22 protein-coding genes are annotated in these 25942 nt (G+C 60.8%); 12 read left to right on the plus strand and 10 right to left on the minus strand.

Annotated features, from left to right (window positions below):
• Positions 1-8: 8 nt before the first annotated feature.
• Positions 9-536, plus strand: coding sequence for an RNA pyrophosphohydrolase (locus AACL53_RS21750; RefSeq protein ID WP_339086776.1), 528 nt, complete (start codon positions 9-11; stop codon positions 534-536).
• 157 nt (positions 537-693) lie between these two features.
• Complete coding sequence (locus AACL53_RS21755) at positions 694-1236, plus strand: RNA pyrophosphohydrolase (protein ID WP_339086778.1); 543 nt, start codon at positions 694-696, stop codon at positions 1234-1236.
• Between the two features lie 74 nt (positions 1237-1310).
• Here AACL53_RS21755 and AACL53_RS21760 read toward each other — a convergent pair whose 3' ends face one another.
• The 5 genes from AACL53_RS21760 to AACL53_RS21780 form a co-directional block, all read right to left on the minus strand.
• Complete coding sequence (locus AACL53_RS21760; RefSeq protein ID WP_339086780.1) at positions 1311-1445, minus strand: DUF2474 family protein; 135 nt, start codon at positions 1443-1445, stop codon at positions 1311-1313.
• A gap of 65 nt (positions 1446-1510) precedes the next feature.
• Entirely contained in the window at positions 1511-2518 is a 1008-nt protein-coding gene (gene cydB / locus AACL53_RS21765) for a cytochrome d ubiquinol oxidase subunit II (protein ID WP_339086781.1), read from the minus strand.
• Between the two features lie 5 nt (positions 2519-2523).
• A complete protein-coding gene (locus tag AACL53_RS21770) occupies positions 2524-3960 on the minus strand; it encodes a cytochrome ubiquinol oxidase subunit I (protein ID WP_339086782.1) in 1437 nt (478 codons plus the stop codon).
• A gap of 277 nt (positions 3961-4237) precedes the next feature.
• Positions 4238-4498 carry a hypothetical protein gene (locus AACL53_RS21775; protein ID WP_339086783.1) on the minus strand — a complete coding sequence of 87 codons (261 nt, stop codon included), beginning with the start codon at positions 4496-4498 and terminating at the stop codon, positions 4238-4240.
• A gap of 92 nt (positions 4499-4590) precedes the next feature.
• Positions 4591-4716 carry a hypothetical protein gene (locus tag AACL53_RS21780; protein WP_339086785.1) on the minus strand — a complete coding sequence of 42 codons (126 nt, stop codon included), beginning with the start codon at positions 4714-4716 and terminating at the stop codon, positions 4591-4593.
• A gap of 264 nt (positions 4717-4980) precedes the next feature.
• Between AACL53_RS21780 and AACL53_RS21785 the strand changes: the two genes are divergently transcribed.
• Positions 4981-5265 carry a hypothetical protein gene (locus AACL53_RS21785; RefSeq protein ID WP_339086786.1) on the plus strand — a complete coding sequence of 95 codons (285 nt, stop codon included), beginning with the start codon at positions 4981-4983 and terminating at the stop codon, positions 5263-5265.
• A gap of 308 nt (positions 5266-5573) precedes the next feature.
• The gene (locus AACL53_RS21790) at positions 5574-6890 is read left to right on the plus strand and encodes an MFS transporter (protein ID WP_339086788.1); all 1317 of its coding nucleotides are present in this window, start codon (positions 5574-5576) and stop codon (positions 6888-6890) included.
• An 88-nt stretch (positions 6891-6978) separates the two neighbouring features.
• Here AACL53_RS21790 and AACL53_RS21795 read toward each other — a convergent pair whose 3' ends face one another.
• Positions 6979-8502, minus strand: a complete 1524-nt coding sequence (locus AACL53_RS21795) for an acyl--CoA ligase (protein WP_339086789.1) — start codon at positions 8500-8502, stop codon at positions 6979-6981.
• Positions 8503-8561: 59 nt separating this feature from the next.
• Positions 8562-9566: a ketopantoate reductase family protein gene (locus AACL53_RS21800; RefSeq protein WP_339086790.1), complete on the minus strand. Its 1005-nt coding sequence runs from the start codon at positions 9564-9566 to the stop codon at positions 8562-8564.
• Positions 9567-9724: 158 nt separating this feature from the next.
• Here AACL53_RS21800 and oxlT point away from each other — a divergent pair, with 158 nt between their 5' ends.
• Positions 9725-11002 carry an oxalate/formate MFS antiporter gene (gene oxlT / locus AACL53_RS21805; protein ID WP_339086792.1) on the plus strand — a complete coding sequence of 426 codons (1278 nt, stop codon included), beginning with the start codon at positions 9725-9727 and terminating at the stop codon, positions 11000-11002.
• Positions 11003-11110: 108 nt separating this feature from the next.
• Here oxlT and AACL53_RS21810 read toward each other — a convergent pair whose 3' ends face one another.
• Entirely contained in the window at positions 11111-11767 is a 657-nt protein-coding gene (locus AACL53_RS21810; protein ID WP_339086793.1) for a rhomboid family intramembrane serine protease, read from the minus strand.
• 50 nt (positions 11768-11817) lie between these two features.
• Positions 11818-12600: a bifunctional 2-polyprenyl-6-hydroxyphenol methylase/3-demethylubiquinol 3-O-methyltransferase UbiG gene (gene ubiG / locus AACL53_RS21815; RefSeq protein ID WP_339086794.1), complete on the minus strand. Its 783-nt coding sequence runs from the start codon at positions 12598-12600 to the stop codon at positions 11818-11820.
• 211 nt (positions 12601-12811) lie between these two features.
• On the opposite strand from ubiG, the gene AACL53_RS21820 reads away from it, so the two are divergent.
• From AACL53_RS21820 to clpB, 7 genes are all read left to right on the plus strand, one after another.
• A complete protein-coding gene (locus tag AACL53_RS21820; RefSeq protein WP_339086795.1) occupies positions 12812-14074 on the plus strand; it encodes an aspartate kinase in 1263 nt (420 codons plus the stop codon).
• 84 nt (positions 14075-14158) lie between these two features.
• A complete protein-coding gene (ptsP, locus tag AACL53_RS21825) occupies positions 14159-16453 on the plus strand; it encodes a phosphoenolpyruvate--protein phosphotransferase (RefSeq protein ID WP_339086796.1) in 2295 nt (764 codons plus the stop codon).
• 100 nt (positions 16454-16553) lie between these two features.
• Complete coding sequence (locus AACL53_RS21830) at positions 16554-17438, plus strand: helix-turn-helix domain-containing protein (protein WP_339086798.1); 885 nt, start codon at positions 16554-16556, stop codon at positions 17436-17438.
• A 108-nt stretch (positions 17439-17546) separates the two neighbouring features.
• Positions 17547-18626, plus strand: coding sequence for a peptide chain release factor 1 (gene prfA / locus AACL53_RS21835; protein WP_339086800.1), 1080 nt, complete (start codon positions 17547-17549; stop codon positions 18624-18626).
• A 1-nt stretch (position 18627) separates the two neighbouring features.
• Entirely contained in the window at positions 18628-19530 is a 903-nt protein-coding gene (prmC, locus tag AACL53_RS21840) for a peptide chain release factor N(5)-glutamine methyltransferase (protein ID WP_339086802.1), read from the plus strand.
• A 426-nt stretch (positions 19531-19956) separates the two neighbouring features.
• Positions 19957-21051 carry a DUF4167 domain-containing protein gene (locus tag AACL53_RS21845; RefSeq protein ID WP_339086804.1) on the plus strand — a complete coding sequence of 365 codons (1095 nt, stop codon included), beginning with the start codon at positions 19957-19959 and terminating at the stop codon, positions 21049-21051.
• 824 nt (positions 21052-21875) lie between these two features.
• Positions 21876-24470 carry an ATP-dependent chaperone ClpB gene (gene clpB / locus AACL53_RS21850; RefSeq protein ID WP_339086805.1) on the plus strand — a complete coding sequence of 865 codons (2595 nt, stop codon included), beginning with the start codon at positions 21876-21878 and terminating at the stop codon, positions 24468-24470.
• A 645-nt stretch (positions 24471-25115) separates the two neighbouring features.
• On the opposite strand, the gene AACL53_RS21855 is transcribed toward clpB, so the two are convergent.
• Positions 25116-25904, minus strand: coding sequence for an FkbM family methyltransferase (locus tag AACL53_RS21855; protein WP_339086806.1), 789 nt, complete (start codon positions 25902-25904; stop codon positions 25116-25118).
• Positions 25905-25942: the final 38 nt, after the last annotated feature.

Genomic DNA, 25942 nt, shown 5'->3' on the forward strand with positions numbered 1-25942 from the left:
GGCAGGCAGTGCCGGATAAATTGAAGAAGGCCGCAGCGGACGAGCTTGGATACCGTCCCTGCGTCGGCCTCATGGTCATCAATCGCGACGGCCTCGTATGGGTTGGCCGGCGCGCCGACATCCCCGGCGACGCCGAGGGACGCGGGACGTGGTGGCAGATGCCCCAAGGCGGCATCGATCCGGGCGAAGATCCGGCGACGGCTGCCCGTCGCGAGCTTTTCGAGGAAACAGCGATCGTCTCGGCCGAACAGATTGGTGAGCTATCGAAATGGCTGACCTACGATCTCCCCGACAATCTCATCGGCATCGCATGGGGCGGTAAATATCGCGGGCAGAAGCAGAAATGGTTCGCCTTCCGCTTCACCGGAGATGACAGCGAAATCAACATCATGCCTCCTAAGGGAGAGCCTGAATTCGTGGCTTGGCGTTGGGCGCCGGCCGACGATCTTCTCGATCTCATCGTGCCGTTCAAACGGGAGGTCTACCGGGATGTCCTCGCCGAGTTCGCTCCGCTCGCGCGCGGCGAGGGCGGCTGATGAAAGTACCTTCCCGCCTTCAGAAAGCTGCCCAAAAATGCGGCTTGTGGCGTTTGCCCCCTATGTGACAGTCTAATGTCATAAGACTGCTATGATTTTCTGTACGATAGACGAATCATAGCGCAAACTCGCGTCAAGTTATCCACAGGCCCAGCTAATGACTTTGCTGCCTGATCTTCCGAGCCTCTCGCATCATGCGCTTCCGTTCCGGACGTGTGTCGGCATCATGCTGCTCAATCGTGAGGGCTTGGTGTGGGTTGGCCGTCGCCGTCCCAAGTGGGCGGGAGATCATCAGGCATACATCTGGCAAATGCCCCAGGGTGGTATCGAGAAGTTCGAAGCGCCGCGGCTTGCGGCTCTCAGAGAGCTTCGCGAGGAAACTGGCGTTACAAGCGCCGAAGTGATCGGCGAGCATCCGGAGTGGCTGACCTACGAGCTTCCCGACAGCTTGCTCGGCATCGCGCTCAAGGGCCGGTATCGCGGCCAACGGCAGAAATGGTTCGCGATGCGTTTCCTCGGAGACGATAGCGAAATCGATATATCGCCGAAGGAGGGTACGAAAGCCGAGTTCGATACGTGGCGCTGGGCGCCGCTCGACTCGGTGCCGAAACTGATCGTGCCGTTCAAGCGCGAAATCTACGAGCGCGTGACGGGTGATTTCGCGCATCTGGTGCGCCCATTGGCTGAACGCCAGCGTTAGCGCATCTCGCGCGTTCGCGCGTTTGTTCGGCCGTGCATCCAATTCCGCAAACGGCAGATTCAGCAAACGGATTGTCAGTGTGGCACGGTCATGCCGGCGGCTGACATGAGCATTCGAATAAGAACCGCGGCGACACCGACCGCGGCGACGCCCCCAGCGTAGATCAGAACAAGCCAGCCGATGCGGCTGAGCCACGAAGGCTTCTCCATTTCGGCATCTTCGGCGCGGGCGACACGCGTTCCGCGTACCGAACGCCCGCTGGGAGCGCCCGGCTTCAATGGTAGCCCTCTCCAGCTTTCACCTTGCCGCGAAACACGCTGTAGGCCCAAGCCGTGTACATGAGGATGAAGGGAATTATGAAGAGCGCTCCAACGAGCGTGAAGCCAAGGCTCTGTGGGGGCGATGCTGCTTCCCAGATCGATATCGACGGCGGAAGTATGTTGGGCCACAGGCTGATGACCAAGCCGCTATAGCCCAGGAAGATCAAGGCCAGCGCGAGCACAAATGGCAGCCCGTGGGAATCTCGCTGTACCGCCCATAGCAATGCGAGCGTCGCCAAGACGACGAGAACCGGTACCGGCGAAAACAGGATGATGTTGGGTAACGAGAACCAGCGTTCCGCAATCGCCGGATGCTCGATGGGCGTCCAGATGCTGACGATGACGATCGCCGCGAAGAGTGTGATGATGATCGGGCGCGCGAGCGCGCGCATGCGCTCCTGTAAGGGGCCCTCGGTCTTGATGATCAGCCATGTTGCCCCGAGAAGCGCGTAGGCGAAGAGCAAGGCCAGTCCCGTGAAGATGCTGAACGGCGTCAGCCAGTCGAACGGTCCTCCCGTATAAGCGCGGTTGGTTACCTCGAAGCCCTTGATGAACGTGCCGAGGACGACACCTTGTGAAAAGGTCGCGAGATAGGAGCCAAAGGAAAACAACGTATCCCATGTGTGTCTCGGCGTCCGTTCGGCGCTCAAACGGAATTCGAAGGCGACGCCACGAAGGATGAGACCGGCGAGCATTGCGATGATCGGCAGGTAGAGGGCCGTCAGAACGACCGAATAGGCGACCGGAAAGGCTGCTAGGAGACCCGCGCCGCCGAGCACCAGCCACGTCTCATTGCCGTCCCATATCGGCGCGACGGAGTTCACCATCAAATCGCGATCGGAGCGGGCGGGGACGAACGGGAAGAGAATTCCGACACCCAGATCGAAGCCATCCATGATGACGTACATCACCAGGCCGAAGCCGATGATCAGTGCCCAGATGAGCGGAAGATCGATGCCCATGGCTGTCAATTCCCTGGCGCTGACGGAACAACACCGTCGCTTTCGGCACCGGAAATCGGGCGGGCGGGACGACGGAAAGGCTCATCGATGGAGCCGGCGGCGGGGCCCGCGCCTTCGTCCGGACCTCGCGCAATGATTTTCAGCATGTAGGCGAGGCCTATGCCGAAGACGAGGCAATATAAAACGATGAAAACGATCAGCGAGATCGAAAGTTGGAGAACGGAATGGTTCGATGCGCCGACCGCCGTGCGCATGACATTGTAGACGACCCAGGGCTGCCGACCCATCTCGGTCGTTATCCAACCTGCCAGAATGGCGATCAGTCCCGCCGGTCCCATCCACAAAGCGAAACGGAGGAAGGATTTCGATGTGTACAACTCGGACTTCCACCACAGCCACAGGCCCCAGAGGCCGAGCGCGAGCATGAGCATGCCGAGGCCGACCATGATGCGGAACGTCCAGAATACCGCCGTCGCGTTTGGTCGATCGTCCCGCGGAAACTGCATCAGTCCCGGGATCTCGCCGTACAGTTTATGGGTCAAGATCAAGCTGCCGAGATAAGGGACTTCGACAGCGTAAAGCGTTTTTTCCTCCGACATGTCCGGCCAGCCGAACAGGATGAGCGGGACGCTCTCGCCGGGAATGTTCACCCAATGGCCTTCAATAGCCGCCACCTTGGCCGGCTGGTATTCGAGCGTGTTGAGGCCGTGCTGATCGCCGATGAACATCTGGATCGGCGTCAGCACCAAAACCAGTCCCATCGCCATCAAGAGCATCGTGCGTATGGCGGGCGTCTGCCGGCCCCTCAGAAGGTGCCATGCGGCAGAGGCGCCGACGAGCAGTCCCGTCGCCAAGTACGCCGCGACCGTCATGTGCGCGAGCCTGTATGGGAATGACGGATTGAAGACGACTTTCAGCCAATCGGTGGGAACGACTTGGTTGTCGACCACCGTGAAGCCCGCGGGCGTTTGCATCCAACTGTTGGACGCGAGAATCCAGAGTGTCGAAATCAACGTTCCGACTGCGACCATGATGGTCGCGAAGAAATGAATGCCGGGGCCGACTTTTTGCCAGCCGAAAAGCATAACGCCGAGGAAGCCCGCTTCGAGGAAGAACGCGGTGAGAACCTCATACGCGAGGAGAGGGCCTGTGACCGGACCGGCGAAGGTCGAGAAAACGCTCCAATTGGTTCCGAACTGGTACGCCATGACGATGCCCGACACGACGCCCATGGCAAAAGCGATCGCAAATACCTTCACCCAGAACTGATAGAGTTCGCGGTATTTGGCTTGCTCAGTCCACAGCCAAAGACCTTCCAGCACCACGAGATAGCTTGCGAGCCCGATGGAGAGTGCAGGAAAGATGATGTGGAACGAGATGGTGAATGCGAACTGGAAACGCGCCAAGTCGATGGCCAGGGCAGATGCCGCGGTGGTATCCATGCTTTAGCCTCGGTATCCGAGCGCGCGAGGTATCACGCGTTCACCTTCACCGGCGGAAAAGTCGCGGCTACATTGCACCTCGCACCGCTATTCGGAAACAGTGTCGCCTGCGCGAACTTAATGAACGGCTAAGGCGAGGGCGACTTTTCAGTGCACATCATCGTTCGCGATCGTTCGCAGGCTGATCTATTTCATCGCGACGAGCAATTCAGAAAAAATCCGAAATTAGACTCAGATCAAGAAAGTGCTTCGCGTAATCTTTGCGAGTGTCATGCGGCTAACGACGCTGGCCGCCGACACCACCGCTTTGGACGCCGCCGGGCCGCGTGTTGTAAATCGATGGATTGGTGTAGTTCCTCAGGCGGTCCGGGTAGGTCGGGGCAGGCGAGCCGACATTTCTATCGCCGCTATTCACGGTGCTCGGCGGTGTGCGGATGATCACGTCCGATCCTCCAGACGTCTGACCTGATGCCGTTTGCGCCCAGACCGGCGCAACAACAACCAGCGCCGCCGCGACGGCGAGGATTGGTTTTTTCATTTTCAGCCTCATAATTCATCGTCACGCATGGTCCCACCCGCCTCATTTACATGGGGAATCCGGATCAGGCTGCAAGGCTGGCCGTATTTGCGTCAGCGGATCAGGAAGATGGTCCAAGTGGCCAAGCCGACGAGGACGGCGCAAAGCAGCGTTAGCATGAGCGAATAGCTCATCGAAGGTCTTTCGCTGCCATCGGGGGGATCAGTGAGTTTTGACATGAAGCATCAGGAATACAAATTGTTTGAACTGATTATGATGGAAACTTAGTACGATTTTTCAGTGTGTTGGCAGTGAAATGTCGAAAAGTGGTTGATCCTTTGTGAATAAGTTTTTGAACTAGGTTCCGCATCGAGGCGTCGCGGACCTACGATCATTCGACATAGAGCATTCGCGGAACGGCCGAATAATCTGGAATTTCACGCGATCCGGCATATTTTGAGTCCGCGGCGGGGAGTGCTTCCGAGAGCTTGAGGAGCTTTAGGATGACAATACCGTACGTCAGCGGCTGCATTGCGGCCGCGGTAGCTATTCTCGGGCTCGGCGCGTTCAGCATGATCGCTTATGGGGATGCGGAGCCCGAAAGCGTTCGGATCCAGAAAGAAGCCGAGAAGTCCTACAAGACGACGCCGGTCGTCCCGATTGATCGGCCGAATTCTCATCACCGCGAGTTTTTGAAAGATGGACCGGCCGGCTATCAGCTCGGTCCGGCGCCGCCCATTCCCGGTACGGGCGGGCCAGGAAGTGGAAAACGCGCGTCCGGAAAGTAGGGTGACGATTTTTCCAGGGCCCGAGCGGGGCTCCACAAGTTCATGCACGACGGTCGCGGGAGCTAACGTCACGCCGCCGGGGTATCTGCGTAGCAGCCCGCCCCTCAACACATGCCGAACCTCAGTCTACCCTGGCAAGGTCCTGATCCGGAAAGGCGAATGGCGCTCGGGAGAGACGCTGCGGCATCCGGCACATTGGACAATTTGCCCAATGCCCTCGCGGTTGGGACCGGGACAAGAAGCTACGAAGAGGCTCGCGGTCGCTTTGCGCGCAGAGCTGGGCATGGTTCAAGGAGCAATTACGGCCGATGAGTGGAGCCTCAGCCACGTTCGAACGGGACGCGAGAATCGTGAATGCCCGTCACGGAGATGTTAATCCCGGCGAGATCGCCATCGGGGTCATCATCGGCCGGACCTCGGAGTTTTTCGACTTCTTCGTCTACGCCATTGCGTCAGTCCTCGTTTTTCCCAAGCTCGTTTTTCCGCATCTCGATGCGCTGACCGGCACGCTTTATTCGTTCGCGATTTTCGCGCTCGCTTTCGTGGCCCGCCCGATCGGCACCGTCATCTTCATGGGCATCGATCGCGCCTACGGTAAGGGCGTGAAGCTGACCATCACGCTGTTCTTGCTCGGCAGCTCGACCGTCGCGATCGCGTTCCTTCCCGGCTACGAACAAATCGGCTGGGCATCGGCGTTTCTTCTCGCGGCTTTCCGCATCGGCCAGGGCCTTGCTCTCGGCGGCGAATGGGATGGACTTCCCGCACTGCTAGCGCTTAACGCGCCTGAAAAGCGCCGCGGCTGGTACGCGATGATCCCGCAACTTGGCGCGCCGCTCGGCTTGATGGTCGCAGCTGCTCTCTTTGCCTATTTTGCTGCCAACCTTTCGTCGGAAGATTTCCTCGATTGGGGCTGGCGCTATCCGTTCTTCGTTGCGTTCGCGATCAACGTCGTTGCGCTCTTCGCGCGGCTTCGCATGGTGGTGACGCCGGAATACACGCAGCACTTCGAGCAGCGTGAACTCGAGCCGAAGCCCATCGGAGAGACGATCCGCGTCGAGGGCGTGCATATCGTCATCGGTGCGTTCGCACCGCTCGCGAGCTTTGCGCTCTTTCACATGGTCACGGTGTTCCCGCTTTCGTGGGTCTTCCTTTACACGGATCAGAGCCCATCGCGCTTTCTCGTCATCGAGCTCATCGGTGCTGTCGTCGGTCTCGTGACCATCGTGCTCTCCGGGTATGTGGCCGATCGCGTTGGCCGCAGAAATCTGCTGTCCGCGACGGCGGCTGCCATTGCCGCCTTCAGCGGGTTCGCGCCGCAGCTTCTCAACGGCGGCGACGTCGGCGAAGTCATCTTCATGGTGTCCGGCTTCATCCTGCTCGGCTTGTCGTTCGGGCAGTCGTCGGGCGCGGTGGCCTCGAATTTCTCGAAGGCTTATCGCTACACGGGATCGGCGTTGACGACGGACCTTGCCTGGCTCGTCGGCGCTGGGTTTGCGCCGTTCGTCGCGCTTTATCTGTCGAGCCAATTCGGTCTGATGGCGGCTGGCGGGTATCTGCTCTCAGGCGCCGTCGTTACGCTGCTGGCGCTGGCGATGAGCCGTCAGCTCGAGTCGACTGATCGCTAAGTTTCTTCGATCACTACCGTCATGAAAAACGCGCCCGGCTGTTAGCTGGGCGCGTTTTTGTTTGTCAGTTTGTGGGCGGCAGCCTGTCTCAGGCGAGGCCGAGCTTCTGCGCCAAGCCGATGCGCTGCAGCTTGCCCGTCGCACCTTTCGGGATTTCCGGCAGAAGCAGAATCTTGCGCGGCACCTTGTAGTTCGCCAAGCGCTCGCCGGCGAAGTCACGCAGCTCGCGCTCGGTTGCTTCCTGGCCTTCCCGCAGAACGACGGCCGCGGCGACATCCTCGCCGAGTTTGTCGTGCGGCACGGCAAACGTGACGACCTGCAAGACGGCCGGATGATCCATTAGAACTTCGTCGACCTCGCGCGGCGATACCTTCTCGCCGCCGCGATTGATGATTTCCTTCAATCGGCCCGTGATAGTGATGTAACCGTCGGCATCGATGGTGCCCTGGTCGCCGGTGCGGAACCAGCCGTTGGTGAAGGCTTCGCCGTTCGCCTTGTCATTGTTCTCGTATCCGGCGGTGACGTTGTCGCCGCGGATGACGATCTCGCCGACTTCGCCGGCTCCGAGCAAATTGCCGTTGGTGTCCATAATGGCAACCTCGGGTCCGGCGGCGATGCCGACGGTGCCGGGTTTCCGTACGCCACCGATCGGGTTCGACGCCATTTGGTGCGACGCTTCGGTCATGCCGTACGCTTCGACGACGGGCGCGCCGAATGCGGCTTCGAGTTCGGTGATGACTTGCGGCGGCAGCGACGACGAGGACGAGCGAATGAAGCGCAGCTTATGTCGCGCAATCGTTTCGCGATTGTGGTTGGCGCGGCCGACGATCGCCTGATGCATGGTCGGGACCGCTGTGTACCAAGTCGGCGCGGCCTCTTCCATTGCCGAGAAGAATTTGAGGGCATTGAAGCCGGGCGTGCAGAAGATCGAGCCACCGCGCGACAGCGGCGCGAGTACGCCCGCGATCAGTCCGTGAATGTGGAAGAGCGGCATTATGTTGAGCGCGCGATCGTCGGCCGCGAGGTTCAGTGCCGCCGCGATGTTGGACGCGGACGCCGCGACGTTGCCGTGCGTCAGCGGCACGATCTTGGGACGAGACGTGGTGCCGGACGTGTGGAGGATCAGCGCGGTATCGTCGCTATCTGCCGGGCCGGGCCGATCAGGCTGTTCGCGGCCGGCGGCAGCAGTCGAAAGCGTGAATGCGCCCGCGCCGTGCGCGGGATCGGACTTGAGCGTGATGATGGTGATGCCGCGCTTTTCGGCGACGCCGACCGCGGGCGAGGTGCTGCCTTCCTCAACGATGAGCGCTTTCGTGTTGATGTCCGACATGTAGAAGTCGAACTCGTCGGCGCGATATCCCGGGTTGAGCGGCGCAGCGGTCGCGGCCGACGCGGTTGCAACGAAGGCCGTCGCCATTTCCGGGCCATTCGGAAGTACGATCGCGACACGGTCTCCGCGGCCTATCCCGAACTCGTTCAAGCGAGCGATCGTTCTCAGAATGAGCGTGCGAAAGCCCGCATATGTGAGTGGTTCGGCGCCCGAAGCTCTGATCGCCGGGGCCTGGTCATCGCCTGCTTTGAGAAGGTCGTGAAGTGTCGCGCTCGTTGTCATTTTGTTACTCGTGTCTCCAGTGCGTCGCCATTTGAAGGCGTCGTCACGCTTTTTTCAACTCAGGCTTTTTCGATTCTCAGGCGGCCGCCATCGCGTGCGAGCGTCGCCGCAAGCAGCTTCACGCAGGCGTAAACCGTCTCGATTTGCGGGGTCGGGACGTTGGCGATCTGGCCTAGTTCGATGACGGAGCCAATCAGCGCATCGGCTTCGATGCCGCGGCCTGCCTCGATATCCTGAAGCATCGACGTCTTGTGCGGGCCGACAGCCTCGGCTCCCGCAATGCGTTTCTCCAAGGGAATTCGGAAGCGAACGCCCAGAGCTTCGCCGACGGATTGGGCTTCGCGCATGAGGCGTGCGGCCGCGTCCCGCGTCGGCTGGAATTTGCAGATATCCTCAAGAGTAGCATGTGTGAGGGCGCTGATCGGATTGAAGCTCAGGTTCCCCCAGAGCTTCGTCCAGATCTCGGCGCGGATATCGCCTGCGACGGGGGCTTTGAAGCCCGCTTTCTGCAACGCCTCGGAAATACGCACTATGCGTTCAGTTTTCGAATTGTCGATTTCGGCGATCGAGAAGCGGTTGCCTTCGATATGCTTAATAACGCCGGGCTCGGTTATCTCAGCAGCCGGATAAACGACGCTGCCAAGCACGCGTTCGGCCGGCAGATTGTCGGCGATGATGCCGCCGGGATCGACGCTTTCGAGGCGCCGGCCTTCGTGCGGTCCGCTGACGCGCAAGAAATACCACCAGGGAATTCCGTTCTGTGCGGTGAGCACGGCGGTGTCGCGACCATACATCGCGGGAAGATCGCGAACGACGGCTGCGACCTGATGTGCCTTCATTCCGAGGATGACCAGATCCTGTTCGCTCACGTCCGCGATTTTATCTGTCGCAGCGATGCGAGAGATGTTTTCGCGTCCGTCCTCTTCGATCAGCTTCAGTCCATTCGCGCGGATCGCGGCAAGATGGGGCCCGCGAGCGATGACGGTGACCTCTTCGCCGGACTGCGCGAGGCGTGCGGCAAGCAGGCCGCCGATACCACCTGCACCGACGACACAAATTTTCATTGAACCTCGTCCTTCACGTATTACGCAGCGCAGCAAAAACTTTGTTGCCGGTTCGCGTCAACGCTCCACTTGTCGAGCGCGATATTTCACGATTTATGTGCGGAGCGCTTTTAGTGCGAAATCAAAAAGAATTACAAGCCTGAGGGAAGGCCCACACTATGACTATTCAAGCGGAGACGAGCGCTCCCGCCTCAAGTGTCGCGGCGCCGTCGTCGAAGCGCTGGCTGCAGCTGCTTCTTGGCGTGCTGTGCATGACGATGATCGCCAACCTGCAATACGGTTGGACGCTGTTCGTCAATCCGATGGCTACCAAGTTCGGTTGGGAGCTGGCGGCGATCCAATGGGCATTCACGATCTTCGTTCTGACGGAGACGTGGCTCATTCCATTCGAAGGCTATCTCGAAGACAAGTTCGGGCCGCGGCCGCTCGTGCTGTTCGGCGGCATCATGGTCGGCATTTCGTGGGCGATGAACTCATACGCGGACTCGCTCATGATGCTCTACGTCGCACAGGCGATCGGCGGCATCGGCGCGGGCGCGGTTTACGGCACGTGCGTTGGAAACGCGCTCAAATGGTTTCCCGACCGGCGCGGCCTTGCGGCGGGCGTGACGGCCGCAGGCTTCGGAATGGGGTCTGCACTGACAATCATTCCGATCTCGAAGGTCATCGCCGCTGACGGATATGAAGCGGCCTTTCTCTATTTCGGAATTCTGCAGTCCGTCGTCATCGTGATTGCATCGTTCCTGCTCAGATCGCCGCCGAAGGAGACGCTCGCAGCCCGGCCAACGACGCTGGTTTCGGCGCAGCGATCATTCTCACCGTTGGAGATGCTGAAGTCGCCGATCTTCTGGGTCATGTATGCGATGTTCGTTATGATGGCGGCCGGCGGGTTGATGGCCACGGCGCAGCTCGCGCCCATCGCTAAGGACTTCAAGGTTGCGGACGTTCCGGTTTCGCTTCTCGGCATTACGTTGCCGGCGTTGACGTTTGCGCTCTCTCTCGATCGCATTCTCAACGGCGTGACGCGACCGTTCTTCGGCTGGGTCTCGGACAAGATCGGACGTGAGCAGACGATGTTCATCGCCTTCGGCATCGAGGGCATCGGCATTCTCGCGCTCGGCCACTATGGGCATGATCCGTTCATGTTCGTGCTGTTGACTGGCCTCGTGTTCTTCGCGTGGGGTGAAATCTACAGCCTCTTCCCGGCGACGTGCGGCGATACGTTCGGCTCGAAATTCGCGACGACGAACGCAGGCCTTCTCTACACGGCGAAGGGAACGGCAGCCCTACTCGTGCCGTTCTCCAGCATCCTGACGAAATCGACGGGAAGCTGGCACGCGGTGTTCTACGCGGCAGCGGGAATGAATATCCTGGCGGCCGTTCTCGCGCTCTTGGTTTTGAAGCCGATGCGAGAGCGGGCTTTGCGGAAGCAGTGACGCGTCGCTAGATTTCAAATGCTTTGAAAGTTTCGAGCGAGCTGGAACCTGGTTCCGGCTCGTTCGCTTTTTTCCGACGCGTCTTTCCGGGCGCGTCTCTCCGGCGCGTCACGCCGTTTGCGAGGGACCGCCGCGCTTTCTGAACAGCAAGGCGATTACGAAACCCGCAGCAAAGCCGCCGACGTGAGCCATGTACGCGATGCCTCCGGTATCGGCCGTCTCGGTGTCCGCCACGGAGCCGACGCCGCTGAGGAGCTGCAGGACGATCCAGAAGCCGATGACGACCATCGCCGGCATCGAGATGACTTGGCGAATGACGAGCACGTCCACACGTGATTTTGGAAACATCAGAATGTAGGCGCCGAGCACGCCCGCAATTGCGCCGGAGGCGCCGACGTTCGGGATGTTCGAGCCTTCATTGAAGACATATTGGGCGAACGTCGCGGCGACGCCGGCGGTCAAATAGAAGGCGAGGTATTTTACCGGTCCGAAGTTGTCCTCGACGTTATCGCCGAAGATGTAGAGATAGAGCATGTTGCCGAAGAGGTGCATCCAGCCGCCATGCATGAACATGGCGGTGAAGATCGTCGGCCATTCTGTCGCCGGGCTTTGACTGAAGTGGCTCGGAATGAACGCCCACTTCTCGACGAATTGGTCGCCGCTGCTCAGTTCGACCAAAAAGAAAAGGATGTTGGCCACTATCAGGGCGTACGTGACGACCGGTGTGGTGCCGACCGTCGAGTCGTCGTCGCCGATTGGAAACATGGCCGTCCCCTCAAGAAGCTGCGCCGTGCTCAATGCCGTTGCGTACTCGATCAGGCCGGGTGGGGTTTTCGTGCCGACATCAGATAATTGACGCCGGTATCTGGATTTCGCGTCCACACGTCCCGCAGCGGATTATACGTGATGCCTTCGAAGTTCGTGTCGGCCAAGCCGGCCGCCCTGACATATTGTCCGAGCTCTTCGGGCGTGATGAAGCGGTCCCATTGATGGGTGCCGCGCGGCAGCCAGCCGAGAACATACTCAGCGCCGACGATGGCGAGAGCCCAGGCCTTGAGCGTCCGGTTGAGTGTGGAGAAAACGGCGATGCCGCCGGGCGCGACCAAGGCCGCGCATTCGGCGACGAACTTCGCGGGGTCCGGAACGTGCTCGACGACTTCGAGGCATGCGACGATATCGAATAAGCGGCCTTCGGCGACGAGGTCTTCGACGCGGGCTGCGCGGTAATCGATTGTCAGGCCCTGCGGGTCGGCGTGCGACTTGGCGATTGCGATATTGCGTTCCGAGGGATCGATGGCGGTCACGGTTGCGCCCATGCGCGCCAAGGGTTCGGCGACAAGGCCGCCGCCGCAGCCGATGTCGATCGCCGTCAGCCCGGATAGCGGCCTCAGGGCTTTGGCGTCGCGGCCGAACTGTGCGACGGCCGAATCGCGGATGAACGAGAGGCGTGGGGGGCCGATCTGATGAAGGGGCCGGAATTTCCCCGTGGGGTTCCACCATTCGCTCGCGAGGCGCGAAAAACGCTCGACCTCTTCGCTATCGAGCGTTCGGTCGCCGTCTCCAGATCTTGGGGCTCCAGATTGTTGCGGTGCGGTCATTATCCTCTCCGGTCTTAAGCCTTACTCGTGAGCCGGGCGCTCGTATTGTCAAGGGATTGTCCAATTCGGCCTGGTTTTGGCCTGCCAGGCCGAGGGCAGTTGCAGGGGGGCGCGCGAGCGGTTAAGAAGCGCCGGACTCAATCCAAATCTCATTACGCGTTTGGCCCCTATCCGGGTCCGAGCGGGTTTGCTCAGGGAAAGCGCTTCGCCGATGGCGACGGTTGTTATGAAATTTGGCGGTACTTCCGTCGCCAATATCGAACGGATTCAAAATGTCGCTCGCCACGTGAAGCGCGAGGTCGATGCCGGCAACAAGGTTGCCGTCGTCGTTTCGGCCATGTCGGGGGTGACGAACCAGCTCGTGGCCTGGGTCAAGGATGCGTCTCCCCTTTACGATGTCCGGGAATACGACGCCGTCGTCGCGACCGGCGAGCAAGTGACCGCCGGGCTTCTCGCGATCACGCTTCAGGGCATGGGCCTCAGGGCGCGCTCGTGGACCGGCTGGCAAGTTCCGGTGAAGACGAATGCAGCCCACGGCTCGGCGCGCATCACCGAAATTCCGGGCGCTCAGATCAAAAAGGCCATCGAGGGCGGTGAAATCGCGGTCGTTACCGGCTTTCAGGGAATAGAGCCGCTCGAGAAGCGGATTTCGACGCTCGGCCGCGGCGGCTCCGATACGAGCGCCGTTGCGATTGCCGTCGCGCTCGAAGCCGACGTGTGCGACATCTATACCGACGTGGACGGTGTTTATACGACGGACCCGCGCATCGTTCCCAAGGCGAAGCGCCTCGCCAAGATCTCGTATGAAGAAATGCTCGAGATGGCGTCGCTCGGATCGAAGGTACTGCAAACCCGTTCCGTCGAGCTGGCGATGGTCTACAAAGTCAGAACACGCGTTCTTTCGAGCTTTGTCGCGCCCGATGGCATGAAGGCCTTCAGCCCAGACAATATCGAAGATATCGGCACTATCGTATGCGACGAGGATGAGATCGTGGAACAGCAAGTCGTGAGCGGCATCGCCTATGCGAAGGACGAGGCCAAGGTTACCCTGCTCAAGGTCGACGATAAACCGGGCGTCGCCGCACGGATTTTCGGGCCGCTCGCAGACGCGAACATCAACGTCGACATGATCGTCCAGAACGTCGGCGCCGACGGCAAACATACGGACATGACGTTTACCGTTCAGGCGGCCGAGCTTGCGCGCGCGATCGACGTTTTGAAGAAGGCCAAGGCCGACATCGGCCATTTCGATATCAAGAGCTCAGCCGACATCGTGAAAATTTCCGTCATCGGCGTCGGGATGCGCAGCCACGCAGGCGTCGCGGCGCAGATGTTCAAGGTGCTCTCGGAGAAGGGCATCAACATTCACGCCATTTCGACGTCCGAGATCAAAGTCAGTGTATTGATCGAAGCGGCGTATGCTGAGCTTGCCGTTCGCGCGTTGCATTCCGCCTACGGCCTCGACAACGATTAGACGGGCGCACTTCCAAGCCCCGTCTCTTTGCGGATATGAAACAATCTGCGGCAGCAGTCTGCCGGCGGGACGGTTGGCAAGGTTATGATAGCGCGGCGCGACGATCCGAGACCCCTACCGAGCGAAACCTCGCTCCGGGTGATCATGCGCCATTTGCGCGAGATCATGGCGGATGGCGGCGAGGGGCAGGAGAAGCTCGACCGTATCGTCCGCCAGATCGCCGGCGTCATGGTCGCCGAGGTCTGCTCGATCTATCTCAAGCGTCAGGACGGCTCGCTCGAGCTTTTCGCGTCGGAAGGCCTCAATCCCGATTCGGTCCATACAACCCGTCTGAAGCGCGGCGAGGGCCTGGTCGGGCGCGCGTCGGAGCTCGGCGTAACGGTAAACGAGCCGGAGGCTTCGAACCATCCGGCGTTCTCCTACAGGCCGGAGACGGGCGAAGAGATTTATCACTCCCTCCTCGCTGTGCCGATTTCGCGTTCGGGGCAAGTTCTCGGCGTGCTCGTCATTCAGAACCGGACGCCGAGGGAATATTCCGACGAGGACGTCGAGGTGCTGCAGGCGACCGCGATGGTGATCGCGGAGAACCTCGTTTCCGGCGCTGTCGCGGGCACCGTCGCGTCCATCGAAGCATCGCGTTCGCAGCCGGGTGTGATCGAAGGCGAGCCACTGTCGGACGGCATCGCGCTTGGCCATGTGGTGCTGCACGAGCCGCGCATCGTCGTCACGCAGCTGCTGGCGGAAAATCCCGCCATCGAACTCGAGCGTCTCGATCTGGCTCTCGACAAGCTGCAAAAACATATCGACGAAATGTTCGAGCAGGAGCACCTGTCGAACGTCGGCGAGCACCGCGATGTGCTCGAAGCCTATCGCATGTTCGCCCATGACAAAGGGTGGCATCGCCGTTTGCGCGAAGCCGTCGAAGGCGGCTTGACGGCCGAGGCTGCCGTCGAGCGCGTTCAAAACGCCATGCGCACGCGCATGCTGCGCCAGCACGATACGTACTGGCGGGAGCGCCAGCGCGATCTCGACGATCTCTCCGACCGGCTGCTGCGCGTGCTTGCCGGGCGTCTCAAGAGTTCCGAGGACGATGGCGGTCTCCCGCCCGATACGATCCTCGTTGCGCGGACGATGGGGCCGGCGGAGCTGCTCGATTACGATCGAAGCCGCCTCAGGGGGCTCGTCGTCGAAGACGGGTCGAGCCAGAGCCATGTCGCGGTCGTCGCGAAGGCGCTCGGCATTGCTGCGATCGGGCAGGCGACTGGGATCGTCGACAGGGTTTACGCCGGAGATGCCGCGATCGTCGATGCCGTCACGGGCGAAGTTCACCTTCGCCCGACGCCGGAACTCATTTCCGCATATTCCGACAAGGTGCGGTTCCGCGCGCGCCGGCAGAAGCGTTTTCAGTCGTTGCGCGACCGCCCGGCAATCACCAAGGACGGCGTTCCGATCACCTTGATGATGAATGCCGGTCTTTTGGTCGACATGCCTCATCTGGATGAATCCGGCGCCGACGGGATCGGGCTCTATCGTACCGAGCTGCAGTTCATGCTGTCGGAATCTTTTCCGCGCCTCGACCGGCAGACGCAGCTTTACCGATCCGTTATCGACGAAGCGGCCGGCAAGCCCGTTGTCTTCCGTACGCTCGACGTCGGCGGCGACAAGGTTCTTCCGTACCTTCGCCAGCCGAAGGAAGAAAACCCGGCCATGGGCTGGCGTGCGATCCGAATGGCGCTCGACCGGCCTGAGCTTTTCCGGCTCCAGATGCGCGCGCTGCTCAAGGCTGCGGCCGGGCGCGAGCTTCGCGTCATGATCCCGATGGTGTCTGCGAGCTATGAACTCGGCGCCATCCGGGCGCTGATCGAGCGGGAAAAGGCGTTTCTGACCGAGCATGGGCATCCGCTTCCGGAGGCGGTGCTCGTCGGCGCAATGTTCGAGGTTCCGGCGCTCCTGTTTGAACTCGACGCTTTTCTGACGCGGGTCGATTTCGTGTCGGTCGGGTCCAACGATCTGATGCAGTTCCTGTTTGCTTCCGACCGTACCAACGCGCGCGTCGCGAGCCGCTTCGACGTGCTGGCGCCAGCACCGCTCAGGGCGCTCAGAACGCTCATCACGACAGCGCACGGCTACAACGTGCCGGTTACGCTCTGCGGCGAGATGGCGGGAAGTCCGCTCGAGGCGATGACGCTCATCGCGCTCGGCTTCCGTTCATTGTCGATGGCGCCGGCTTCCATCGGTCCGATCAAGTCGATGGTGCTGTCGCTCGATGCCGCCAAGGCGACGGCCTACATCGACGGACTTTTGAAAGAAGGTGCGAAAGACGTCCGCATGTCCTTGCTCCAGTTCGCGGAAAAGGAGCGCGTCGCGATCGACGGTTAACGAACACCGATCATTTTTGCGCTCAGGCTTTGACAAACAAGCATTTTTAGCCAAGAGTATGCTTAACGTTGGGGGCCGGCGCGTTATGCCGGAATGTTGTATGCGTCGTGGCTTTGAGCAGACCGTTCCGGTCGGGGGTTATGAATATGCGCGGCCGGTTACGGCGCGCATGGATTCGGCTCAGCATCAGCAAATCGCTGAAAGCCGCGCTCTCATCGGGCAATTCTTTATCGATCTCAGGCGGGCATTGCGGCTGACGCTGCCGCAGGCGGCGGAGTATCTGCAGGTTCGCCCGGAGGTCATCGAAGCGCTCGAAACCGGCCATGTCGAATATTTGCCGGACTGGCCCGACACCTCGGCGATCGTCATGACGTATACGTCGATGGCCGGTATCAATGGCCGCCCGGCGCTCAATGCCATCGGCCAATTAATCTCGTATCTTTCCAGTTTTGCGCCGGTTCAGAGCCTGCCCGCCGCCAGCGATTACCCGCCGGCTCACGTTCAGGCGCCGGCGTATTCACCGCCCCATGCGCAGGCGCAGCCGTTTCCGCGTTCGCAACCCTCTTCGCCGCAGTCAGCTTGGCCGCGGTCCGAGCCGCGCTCGCTACCGAGCAACCCGACGAGCGGACCGAGGGACAGGCAGTCCGGGCGGCAAGGCAGCGTGCAGGCGGCCAACTTCATGCGTGCCGGTTCGGCGATTGCGAATGGCGCCAAGCGGCTGCCGCAAGAAGCGCTCGATCAGTTCCGGCGACGGCCGCAGCGGGCCCTTTACGCCGTGTCGCTGCCCCTCGGCCTGATGCTGCTTATGTTGCATTCGTCTATTTTTGAAACCGTTTCAAAGCCGTTCGGGTCGGCCGTGCGCTGGGCCAGCAGCTATTTTCAGGAACATTACGGCCCCATCCGAGACGGTATGCGCTATATCGAGGTCGACGATCCCCGGTCGCGGCGGGGGGATAAATTGCGGATCGGCGGCGGTTCGTATTAGATACGAGCCGGCTGATGCGCGACCTTCGCGCTCAGAGCGCTCCGCGGTTCTTTCGCGGCCTGTCATCAAAGCCCACGTCTAAGCCCACCGGCGAAACCCATCGAACACATGTCAGCACTGCCGCGCGAAAAACTCGACCGTCTTTCCGAACGCTGGATGGCTATTCAGGATCAGCTGAACCACGGCGTCTCGCAAGCCGACTACGTGAAGTTGACCAAGGAATTCTCGGAGCTGAGCCCCGTCGTGGCGCAGATTGACGCCCTGCGCAAAGCGGAGGCGGAAAACAAGGACCTCGAACAGCTTATTCGCGATCCAAGCGCCGACAAGGACATGGTCGATCTCGCCTATGCGGAGCGCGCGAGCCTCTCGGAGCGCATCACCGGGCTCGAGCAGCTTCTTCGCATCGCGCTGCTTCCCAAGGATGCCGCCGACGAGAAAAGCGCGATCCTCGAGGTCCGGGCGGGAACAGGCGGCGACGAGGCCGCGCTTTTTGCGGCGGATCTGTTCCGCATGTATTCACGCTATGCCGACCTCAAGGGCTGGAAGACGGAGATCATCTCGGCGTCTGAGAACGATCTCGGCGGCTACAAGGAAATCATCGCCTCGATCACGGGCCAGGGCGTGTTTGCGCGGCTCAAGTTCGAATCCGGGGTGCACCGGGTGCAGCGGGTTCCGGCGACGGAAGCGAGCGGCCGCATCCATACATCGGCTGCGACGGTCGCGATCATGCCGGAAGCGGAAGAACTCGACGTCGACATCAAGCCGGAAGACATCCGCATCGATACGATGCGGGCAGGCGGCGCGGGCGGTCAGCACGTCAACAAGACGGAAAGCGCCGTTCGCATGACGCATTTGCCGACGGGGATCGTCGTTGTGTCGGCGGAAAAATCGCAGCATCAGAATCGCCGTCTGGCCATGGCTGTTCTCAAAGCGCGCGTTTACGAACTCGAACGCGAGAAGGCCGCCAACGAGCGTTCCGACGCACGCAAATCGCAGGTCGGCTCGGGCGATCGTTCGCAGCGGATCAGGACGTATAATTTTCCGCAGGGCCGGGTCACCGATCACCGGATCAACCTGACGCTCTACAATCTCGATGAGATCATTACCGGCGGCGGTCTCGATGCCTTGATCGACGCGCTCGTGACCGATCATCAGGCGACAATGCTCGCGGAACTGAGCGCGGCGTAACATGCCGGTATCGCGCGCTCAGGATTTGCCTCTCGTGGATCTTCGGCCAGAGCAGACCGTCGCGGATGCTTTGGCGGCAATGACGCGGGCGTTCGTCGAGCAAGGGCTCGAAAGCCCGCAACGCGACGCGCGTTTTCTGCTGCAGGGATTGCTTGGGATCGATGGCGCGCAGCTCATTTCGGCAGCTTCGCGGCCGTTGGGAGCTGCAGCGGAGATCGTCAGCGACGCTGTCAGTCGCCGGCTTGCGCATGAGCCTGTTTCACGGATTCTCGGGCGACGCGAATTCTATGGCCGGATGTTCACCGTGACGCCGGACGTTCTCGATCCAAGGCCCGATACCGAGGCCGTCATAGATCTCGCTCTCGACGTCATTAGGTCGAGCGGGCTTTCGGGGCGGCCGCTTAGGATTGCCGACATCGGTACGGGTTCGGGCATTCTCATTTCGACGCTGCTTGCCGAACTTCCCGGCGCGACGGGGGTGGCGACCGATGTCAGTTTGGCCGCACTCGAAGTCGCCCGGGGAAATGCCGATAGATTGGGCGTTGCCGGCCGAATCGTGTTCGTTGCGACATCTGGTCTCTCCGGCTGTCCGGGCCCATTCGACCTTCTCGTCTCAAACCCTCCCTATATAAGCGGGGAAGAGATTGCCGGCCTCGAGCGAGAAGTTAAGGATTTCGATCCGCTTCTGGCTTTGGATGGCGGGGCGGACGGCTTGGACGTTTACCGTGAGATCGCCCATAACGCCTTGGAATTGCAGAGCCCGCTGAGGCTTATCCTTGAGGTTGGCTCGACACAAGCGGATGCTGTGGAAAGCCTATTCAAGGCAGTCGGTGCGCAGCCCATCGGCCGGCGCCTCGATCTCGGCGGACATGCCCGAGCTGTTGCAATGGAGATACATCTCTAACCTAACCGATCATTTCTATTTGCGGAAACGTGTTTCCGGGGTAATATCGGCAGTGAAGAGTTTGATCGGATGCGCCCGGAGCTGACGTGCCGCTGAAGCGGCGATAAACCCGGCCTTCCCATCTCAGATCATCAGCGCAAACTTTCGCGGACGTCTTGGTCCGTTGAGTGTCGAGCGTCGAGCTTCTTTTCTCGGCGCGTGTGCTGACAAAGCTCCTTTGAGGACGGCTCTAGTATCTTTTGCAGGGTTGATGAACGGGATTACTGCGATTTTGCCCAAGGCAGTGGGGCAAGAGCCGGGACTGAGGTCCGTGGGGCAGTGGTGGCTTTAGAATCGACTTATTGAATTGGATCGGAGGATCCATGGCGCCGCATAACGATCAGCGAGCGCCGGTGGCAACGTATCAACAAGCATGAACGGGAGCCCATGAGGCAAGGTCAACAGAACCGTCGCGGTCGCGGTCGAAACAACAACAACAATAATAATAACAATAACCGCAAATCGCAAAATCCCCTGATGCGCAGTTTCGAGAGCTCGGGGCCCGATGTGAAAATCCGCGGCACGCCCTCGCACATCGCTGAAAAGTACATAACGCTGGCGCGTGACGCGTTGTCTTCGGGCGATCCGGTGCTGGCTGAGAATTACCTGCAGCACGCGGAACACTACAATCGCATCATCCTCAGCTATCGCGAACAGATGGCGCAGCAGGGTGGCGTCGACCCCATGGGTAACGGGGCCGCTCGCACGCATTCGCTCGCCGGGCCCGAGGGTTCGGACGGCGATGAGTTCGGTGACGAGGAAGGCGACGAGTTCGGCGGTCAGCCGCAGCTCGGTGGCCAAGCTGGGCAGCAGCCCGATCCGCAGCAGCCGCCGTTCCCGCAGCAGCCGCGCAACTTCGACAATCAGAACCGCTACGAAAACCGCCAGCCGCGGCACGAGCGCTTCAACAACAATCGCAATGACAATCGCAACGATCGGGGCGACCAGCAGCGGTACGACCGGAACGATCGCAACGACCGGCAAGATTTCCGTGGCGACAACCGCTACCGCGACGACCGGCGTCCGCATGGCGGCGAAGGCAATCACAATCAGGGCGAGGGCGGTTTCCGCCGCCGTGAGCGTTATCAGGGCCCGAACGGCAACTCCAACGGCGGCGATCGCGATGGCGTCAATGGTTTCCCTCAGCCAGTCGTTGGCGCGCCGCAGCCTGTCGCTGAGCGCGCGGAACGTCCCGAGCGTGCGGAGCGCCCAGAGCGGGCCGAACGTCCCGAGCGAGCCGAGCGTCCGGAACGGGTAGAGCGTGCCGAACGGGCGGAGCGTCCGGAACGGGCAGAGCGTCCTGAGCGCGCTGAACGTCCCGAACGAGCAGAGCGTCCAGCGCCAGCGGCCGCTCCGGCCTCCATCGAGCAGGAACAACCGGCATTCCTTCGCCGTCCAGTTCGCCGCCCGCGCCGTGAGGAGCCCGCCGAGGCTCCGGTTGCGCCGCCGGCCGCTGCGAACGCGAACGAAGACCAGGAATAAGCGCGAGCATCAGCGCGTGCATTTTTTCGCCGGTCACGGTCTCCGTGGCCGGCGAAATGCGTTTTAGGCCGCCATCGGCTGGTGCGGACACCTGCTGCGCTGACCGTTGCCTGGATCCCGGCCTTCGCCGGGATGACGGATGTGGGGCGTGGCGAGCGGCCGCCGTCAATCGGTGATTTCGAAGTCGTCGCCGGTCTGGACGCTGCCGCCATCAACGATCCGTGCGTAAAACGACGAAATCTTAGTGGCCGAGCGTCTTCGAAAGAAACGAAGGGATTTTCAAATCGCGGACGCCGGTCGATCCGGCGGCGGTCGTACTCCGTGCGAAGGTCACCGCGGGCGTTCTCGATACCCGCCTTGACGATAACGAGCGTCGACGTCCGCTCGTCAAGCTCCGTGCGAAGCGTTGCAAGTTCCTCGTTCGTCATCGGCACGACGAAGTGGATCTTCGAGAGAGGGCGGGGGTTTTCAGGATCGAAGGGGCCGTGTCCATTTTCGATCGCGTACGCAGGGTCGAAGGGCAACGTCTACATGGGAGTCAAAGGAACGCTTTCGAGCGGTTCCGGCATCAAACCCTTAACCGGGTGGCGATAAAGAGCTTCAATCCTTGCGGGACCAACCTTTGCCATGGCGCGAAATTTCCCCCGGTTTTGCCTTCCCAGCCCCTTTTTCCGGCGCCGCCCACGCCTATATCGCGTTGATCATACGGGGCGGTGGGGATGCCTACCATTGGGTCTTTGTCCGCGCCTGGATGATAAATATCAAATCGCATGGCATTCTTTCCGGGCCTTATGGGGTGGTGAGAATGCGCTGGAGAACGCGACATGAATTTTGAACGGTACACGGACCGCGCCAAGGGCTTCGTTCAGGCAGCCCAGTCGCTGGCGCTACGCGAAAATCATCAACAGGTCACCCCCGCTCATCTCCTGAAAGTGCTGCTCGACGACCCGGAGGGTCTGGCGAGCGGTCTCATTCAGCGGTCGGGTGGAGATTCGCGGAAGGCGCTGCGTGAGGTCGAAGCCGATCTCGCCAAAAAGCCGAAGGTGACCGGCGGTTCCGGTCAGGTCTACGTCTCGCCCGAGATGGCGAGGATGTTCGATTCCGCCGAGAAGCTTGCCGACAAAGCGAGCGACAAGTTCGTCACGGCCGAGCGGCTGCTGCTCGCGTTGGCGCTCGACAACACGACGGACGCCGGCAAGATCCTGCGCGACGCGGGCGTTACGGCGGACAAGCTCAATGGCGCCATCAACGACATTCGCAAGGGCCGCACGGCCGACACGGCGTCTGCCGAACAGGCCTATGATGCTTTGAAGCGCTATTCGCGCGATCTCACCGAAGCGGCGGCGACCGGCAAGCTCGATCCCGTTATCGGACGCGACGAAGAAATCCGCCGCACCATCCAAGTGCTGTCGCGGCGCACGAAGAACAATCCCGTTCTCATCGGCGAGCCCGGCGTCGGCAAGACGGCGATTGCCGAAGGCTTGGCGCAGCGCATCGTCAAGGGCGACGTGCCTGAAAGCCTCAAGAACAAAAAGCTGCTCTCGCTCGACATGGGCGCACTGATCGCGGGCGCCAAATATCGCGGCGAGTTCGAGGAGCGTTTGAAAGCCGTTCTGTCCGAGGTCGAGGCCGAAGGCGGCAACATCATTCTGTTCATCGACGAGCTGCATACCATCGTCGGCGCCGGCAAGACCGAGGGCTCGATGGATGCCGGCAACCTGTTGAAGCCTGCGCTCGCCCGCGGTGAACTCCACTGCGTCGGCGCGACGACGCTCGAAGAATATCGCAAGCACATCGAGAAGGACGCGGCGCTGGCGCGGCGCTTCCAGCCGATCTTCGTTTCTGAGCCGACAGTCGAGGATACGATCTCGATCCTGCGCGGCTTGAAAGAGAAGTACGAGCTGCATCATGGCGTGCGCATCACCGATAGCGCGCTGGTCGCTGCTGCAACGCTGTCGAACCGTTACATCACGGACCGCTTTCTGCCCGACAAGGCGATCGACCTCGTCGACGAAGCGGCGTCGCGTCTTCGGATGCAGGTCGATTCCAAACCCGAAGAGCTCGATGCGATCGATCGCGATCTGATGCAGCTGCTGATCGAACGCGAAGCCTTGAAGAAGGAAACGGATTCGGCTTCCAAGGATCGTCTTGGCCGCATCGAAAAGTCGATTGCCGATCTCGAAGAAAAGTCGAAAGCGATGACGCAGCGCTGGGAAGCCGAGAAGCAGAAGCTCGGTTCGGCGCAGAAGATCAAGGAAGAGCTCGACAACCTGCGGAACGAACTCGAGCAGGCGCAGCGCAAGGGTGACCTGGCGCGCGCGGGCGAGCTTCGTTACGGCCGAATACCCGAACTCGAAAGGAAGCTTCAAGCGGTCGAACAGCAGGAAGGCAAGGGTGCGCTTGTCGAAGAGGCGGTGACGCCGGATCAGATCGCGGCCGTCGTGTCGCGCTGGACGGGCGTGCCTGTCGACAAGATGCTCGAAGGCGAGCGCGAGAAGCTTCTCAAGATGGAGGACGCTCTCTCGAAGCGCGTCATCGGACAGCGGGAAGCCGTCGTCGCCGTGTCGACTGCGGTTCGCCGCGCCCGCGCCGGGCTGCAAGACCCGAACCGGCCGATCGGCTCGTTCATGTTCTTAGGCCCGACCGGCGTCGGCAAGACGGAGCTCACAAAAGCGCTCGCCGGATACCTCTTCGACGACGACACTGCGCTCATTCGGATCGACATGTCGGAGTACATGGAGAAGCATTCGGTTGCGCGCTTGATCGGCGCGCCTCCGGGATATGTCGGTTACGAAGAAGGCGGTGCGCTGACGGAAGCCGTGCGCCGGCGGCCGTATCAGATCATCCTCTTCGACGAGATTGAGAAGGCGCACCCGGATGTCTTCAACGTGCTTCTGCAGGTGCTCGACGACGGGCGCCTGACGGACGGCCAGGGCCGCACGGTCGACTTCAAGAACACGCTGATCGTGCTGACGTCGAACATCGGCGCGGAATATCTCGTCAACCAGAAGGAAGGCGAGGACACCGAAGCCGTGCGCGAAGAGGTGATGGCGGAAGTCCGGACGAAGTTCAGGCCCGAGTTCCTGAACCGTCTCGACGACATCATTCTGTTCCACCGCTTGCAGCGGAGCGAGATGACGAAGATCGTCGATATTCAGATCGGCCGTCTGCAGAAGCTGCTCGCGGATCGCAAGATCAAGATCGAGCTGGACGATGCGGCGCGGCAGTGGATCGCCAACCGCGGCTACGATCCCGCTTACGGCGCGCGGCCATTGAAGCGCGTCATCCAGCGGACCGTGCAGGACCCGCTCGCCGAGAAGATCCTGGCGGGCGACGTGAAGGACGGCGACACCGTGCGCCTTTCCGTTGCCGACGGCGATCTGACGATCAACGGGGTACGGGCGAAGGAGATTGCTTGATGCTTTGTCCCCGGCGACTGCGCGCTCTGCGCAGTCGGCCGACGGGGACGGCTCGTCAAGCATTTCGCGGCCATCAAGGTCTCCATCGATCCCAGCGTCCGCTATGGCTGCAGTTCGACGAATAAACAATCGACCGGGACGTCACTCCTCGGGGATGTTTGCTTGCGGCGCCGCTGTCGCCGCTTGTTTCAAGTAGGCGCGTTTCTTCCTGCAAAACTGCGCGCAATTCATCCTTGAGTTTCGACATCAGCTGTTGCCATCGAACGCGAGTGAAGGCCGTGTTGCGTTCGAGCTTTATCTTCTGGTTCGCAAAAGATCGCCAGGGAAAAACTATCCCCGCTCTATCGGCGCACAGCCTACGTATCTTACCGCGCTGGACAAAGGGCAGAAGCTCGTGCCGCGAACGTTGAGCGGGCATGCAGGGCCGCCCTTCGAGACGATCAAGCCGGGGATTTGCTGCCTGCCGCGCGACACGCATCAAGGGATGTGCGGCGCGGTGAGCATCGCGTTCGCTTCTGACCCAATCCGGCGCCAAGTATCGATCGCGATGCTGCGCTGACGCGCAGAGGTGCCGCGTCCCTGTGCCCACTGCATCGGCGCTTTGGCCTTGGAGCGGAAGCAGGTGCGGAGCAACTGCGAAGGGTTTCAGCCGTGCCAGATCGGCGGCAGCAGGATGTCTTGCCGATCCTCAGCGTTGGTCCGGTCGAGCAGATGTGGAAACCGTGTCGCGGGCATCGCGTTCTCTACCCGGTCGCGCCGGAGTAACGTCAATTCATGCACGCGCGGTATCTCAATGTCACCCGCGGTGACGAGGCCGCCATAGTTGTTCGGATGATTGTGCACGATGTAGAACTTTTCGAGCAGCCGATCCATCACCGCTTTGATGACCTGGAAGGCATGTTTGTCCATCAGTCGTTCCATATCGTGCAGCTCAACGATAATGATGCGGAAGCGCGCGAGATTTTTCTCGGAAATATTGAGCAACGCTTGCCACTCAGCGCCCTCGATATCCATCTGCAGCAACAAATCGCCGCCGCTAGGATCAAAAGTATCGATCCACTTATCGAGCGTGATGAATAGATCATTGTTCAACACGCCAATGTATTTTTTGAGGAACGTGCTTTTGGTCTCGTCCTTAATCGGATTAAAGTTCACGCTGGCGTCGGCTAGGTGACATGGGATGTCGCGCGCAATGAGCGTTTCCTCAAAGGTTGCCCGGTTGTCGACGCCGGGCGAGAAGCAGGCGGTGATGCCGTCCAAATCATTCGGAACGAGGTAGCCGCCGTCGCCTGAGCAACCGATGCGCACAAGTTCGTGCTCAGTCGTAACCGGGTGCATGCGCCGGATTAACGCGCGAACATCGTTCGGATCCGCGATCTTTGCGATTGAAATGCCTAACTGAAGAGCCGTTGATACAGCCAGATGTTTCAGCACGATGATGCTTCCAGGAGTCTTCTAAGCTCAAAGCCAAG

It is taken from the genome of Hyphomicrobium sp. ghe19 (assembly GCF_902712875.1).
In the GTDB taxonomy this organism is placed as follows: Bacteria; Pseudomonadota; Alphaproteobacteria; order Rhizobiales; family Hyphomicrobiaceae; genus Hyphomicrobium_B.

Coding starts and splice junctions, on each gene's coding strand:
- AACL53_RS21820 (WP_339086795.1), top strand. CDS start 12,812: ATGGCGACGGTTGTTATGAAATTTGGCGGTACTTCCGTCGCCAATATC.
- prfA (WP_339086800.1), top strand. CDS start 17,547: ATGTCAGCACTGCCGCGCGAAAAACTCGACCGTCTTTCCGAACGCTGG.
- AACL53_RS21760 (WP_339086780.1), bottom strand. CDS start 1,445: ATGGAGAAGCCTTCGTGGCTCAGCCGCATCGGCTGGCTTGTTCTGATC.
- ubiG (WP_339086794.1), bottom strand. CDS start 12,600: ATGACCGCACCGCAACAATCTGGAGCCCCAAGATCTGGAGACGGCGAC.
- cydB (WP_339086781.1), bottom strand. CDS start 2,518: ATGGGCATCGATCTTCCGCTCATCTGGGCACTGATCATCGGCTTCGGC.
- AACL53_RS21755 (WP_339086778.1), top strand. CDS start 694: ATGACTTTGCTGCCTGATCTTCCGAGCCTCTCGCATCATGCGCTTCCG.
- ptsP (WP_339086796.1), top strand. CDS start 14,159: ATGATAGCGCGGCGCGACGATCCGAGACCCCTACCGAGCGAAACCTCG.
- prmC (WP_339086802.1), top strand. CDS start 18,628: ATGCCGGTATCGCGCGCTCAGGATTTGCCTCTCGTGGATCTTCGGCCA.
- AACL53_RS21785 (WP_339086786.1), top strand. CDS start 4,981: ATGACAATACCGTACGTCAGCGGCTGCATTGCGGCCGCGGTAGCTATT.
- AACL53_RS21845 (WP_339086804.1), top strand. CDS start 19,957: ATGAGGCAAGGTCAACAGAACCGTCGCGGTCGCGGTCGAAACAACAAC.
- AACL53_RS21795 (WP_339086789.1), bottom strand. CDS start 8,502: ATGACAACGAGCGCGACACTTCACGACCTTCTCAAAGCAGGCGATGAC.
- AACL53_RS21810 (WP_339086793.1), bottom strand. CDS start 11,767: ATGTTTCCAATCGGCGACGACGACTCGACGGTCGGCACCACACCGGTC.
- AACL53_RS21830 (WP_339086798.1), top strand. CDS start 16,554: ATGCGTCGTGGCTTTGAGCAGACCGTTCCGGTCGGGGGTTATGAATAT.
- AACL53_RS21775 (WP_339086783.1), bottom strand. CDS start 4,498: ATGAAAAAACCAATCCTCGCCGTCGCGGCGGCGCTGGTTGTTGTTGCG.
- clpB (WP_339086805.1), top strand. CDS start 21,876: ATGAATTTTGAACGGTACACGGACCGCGCCAAGGGCTTCGTTCAGGCA.
- AACL53_RS21780 (WP_339086785.1), bottom strand. CDS start 4,716: ATGTCAAAACTCACTGATCCCCCCGATGGCAGCGAAAGACCTTCGATG.
- AACL53_RS21790 (WP_339086788.1), top strand. CDS start 5,574: ATGAGTGGAGCCTCAGCCACGTTCGAACGGGACGCGAGAATCGTGAAT.
- oxlT (WP_339086792.1), top strand. CDS start 9,725: ATGACTATTCAAGCGGAGACGAGCGCTCCCGCCTCAAGTGTCGCGGCG.
- AACL53_RS21800 (WP_339086790.1), bottom strand. CDS start 9,566: ATGAAAATTTGTGTCGTCGGTGCAGGTGGTATCGGCGGCCTGCTTGCC.
- AACL53_RS21770 (WP_339086782.1), bottom strand. CDS start 3,960: ATGGATACCACCGCGGCATCTGCCCTGGCCATCGACTTGGCGCGTTTC.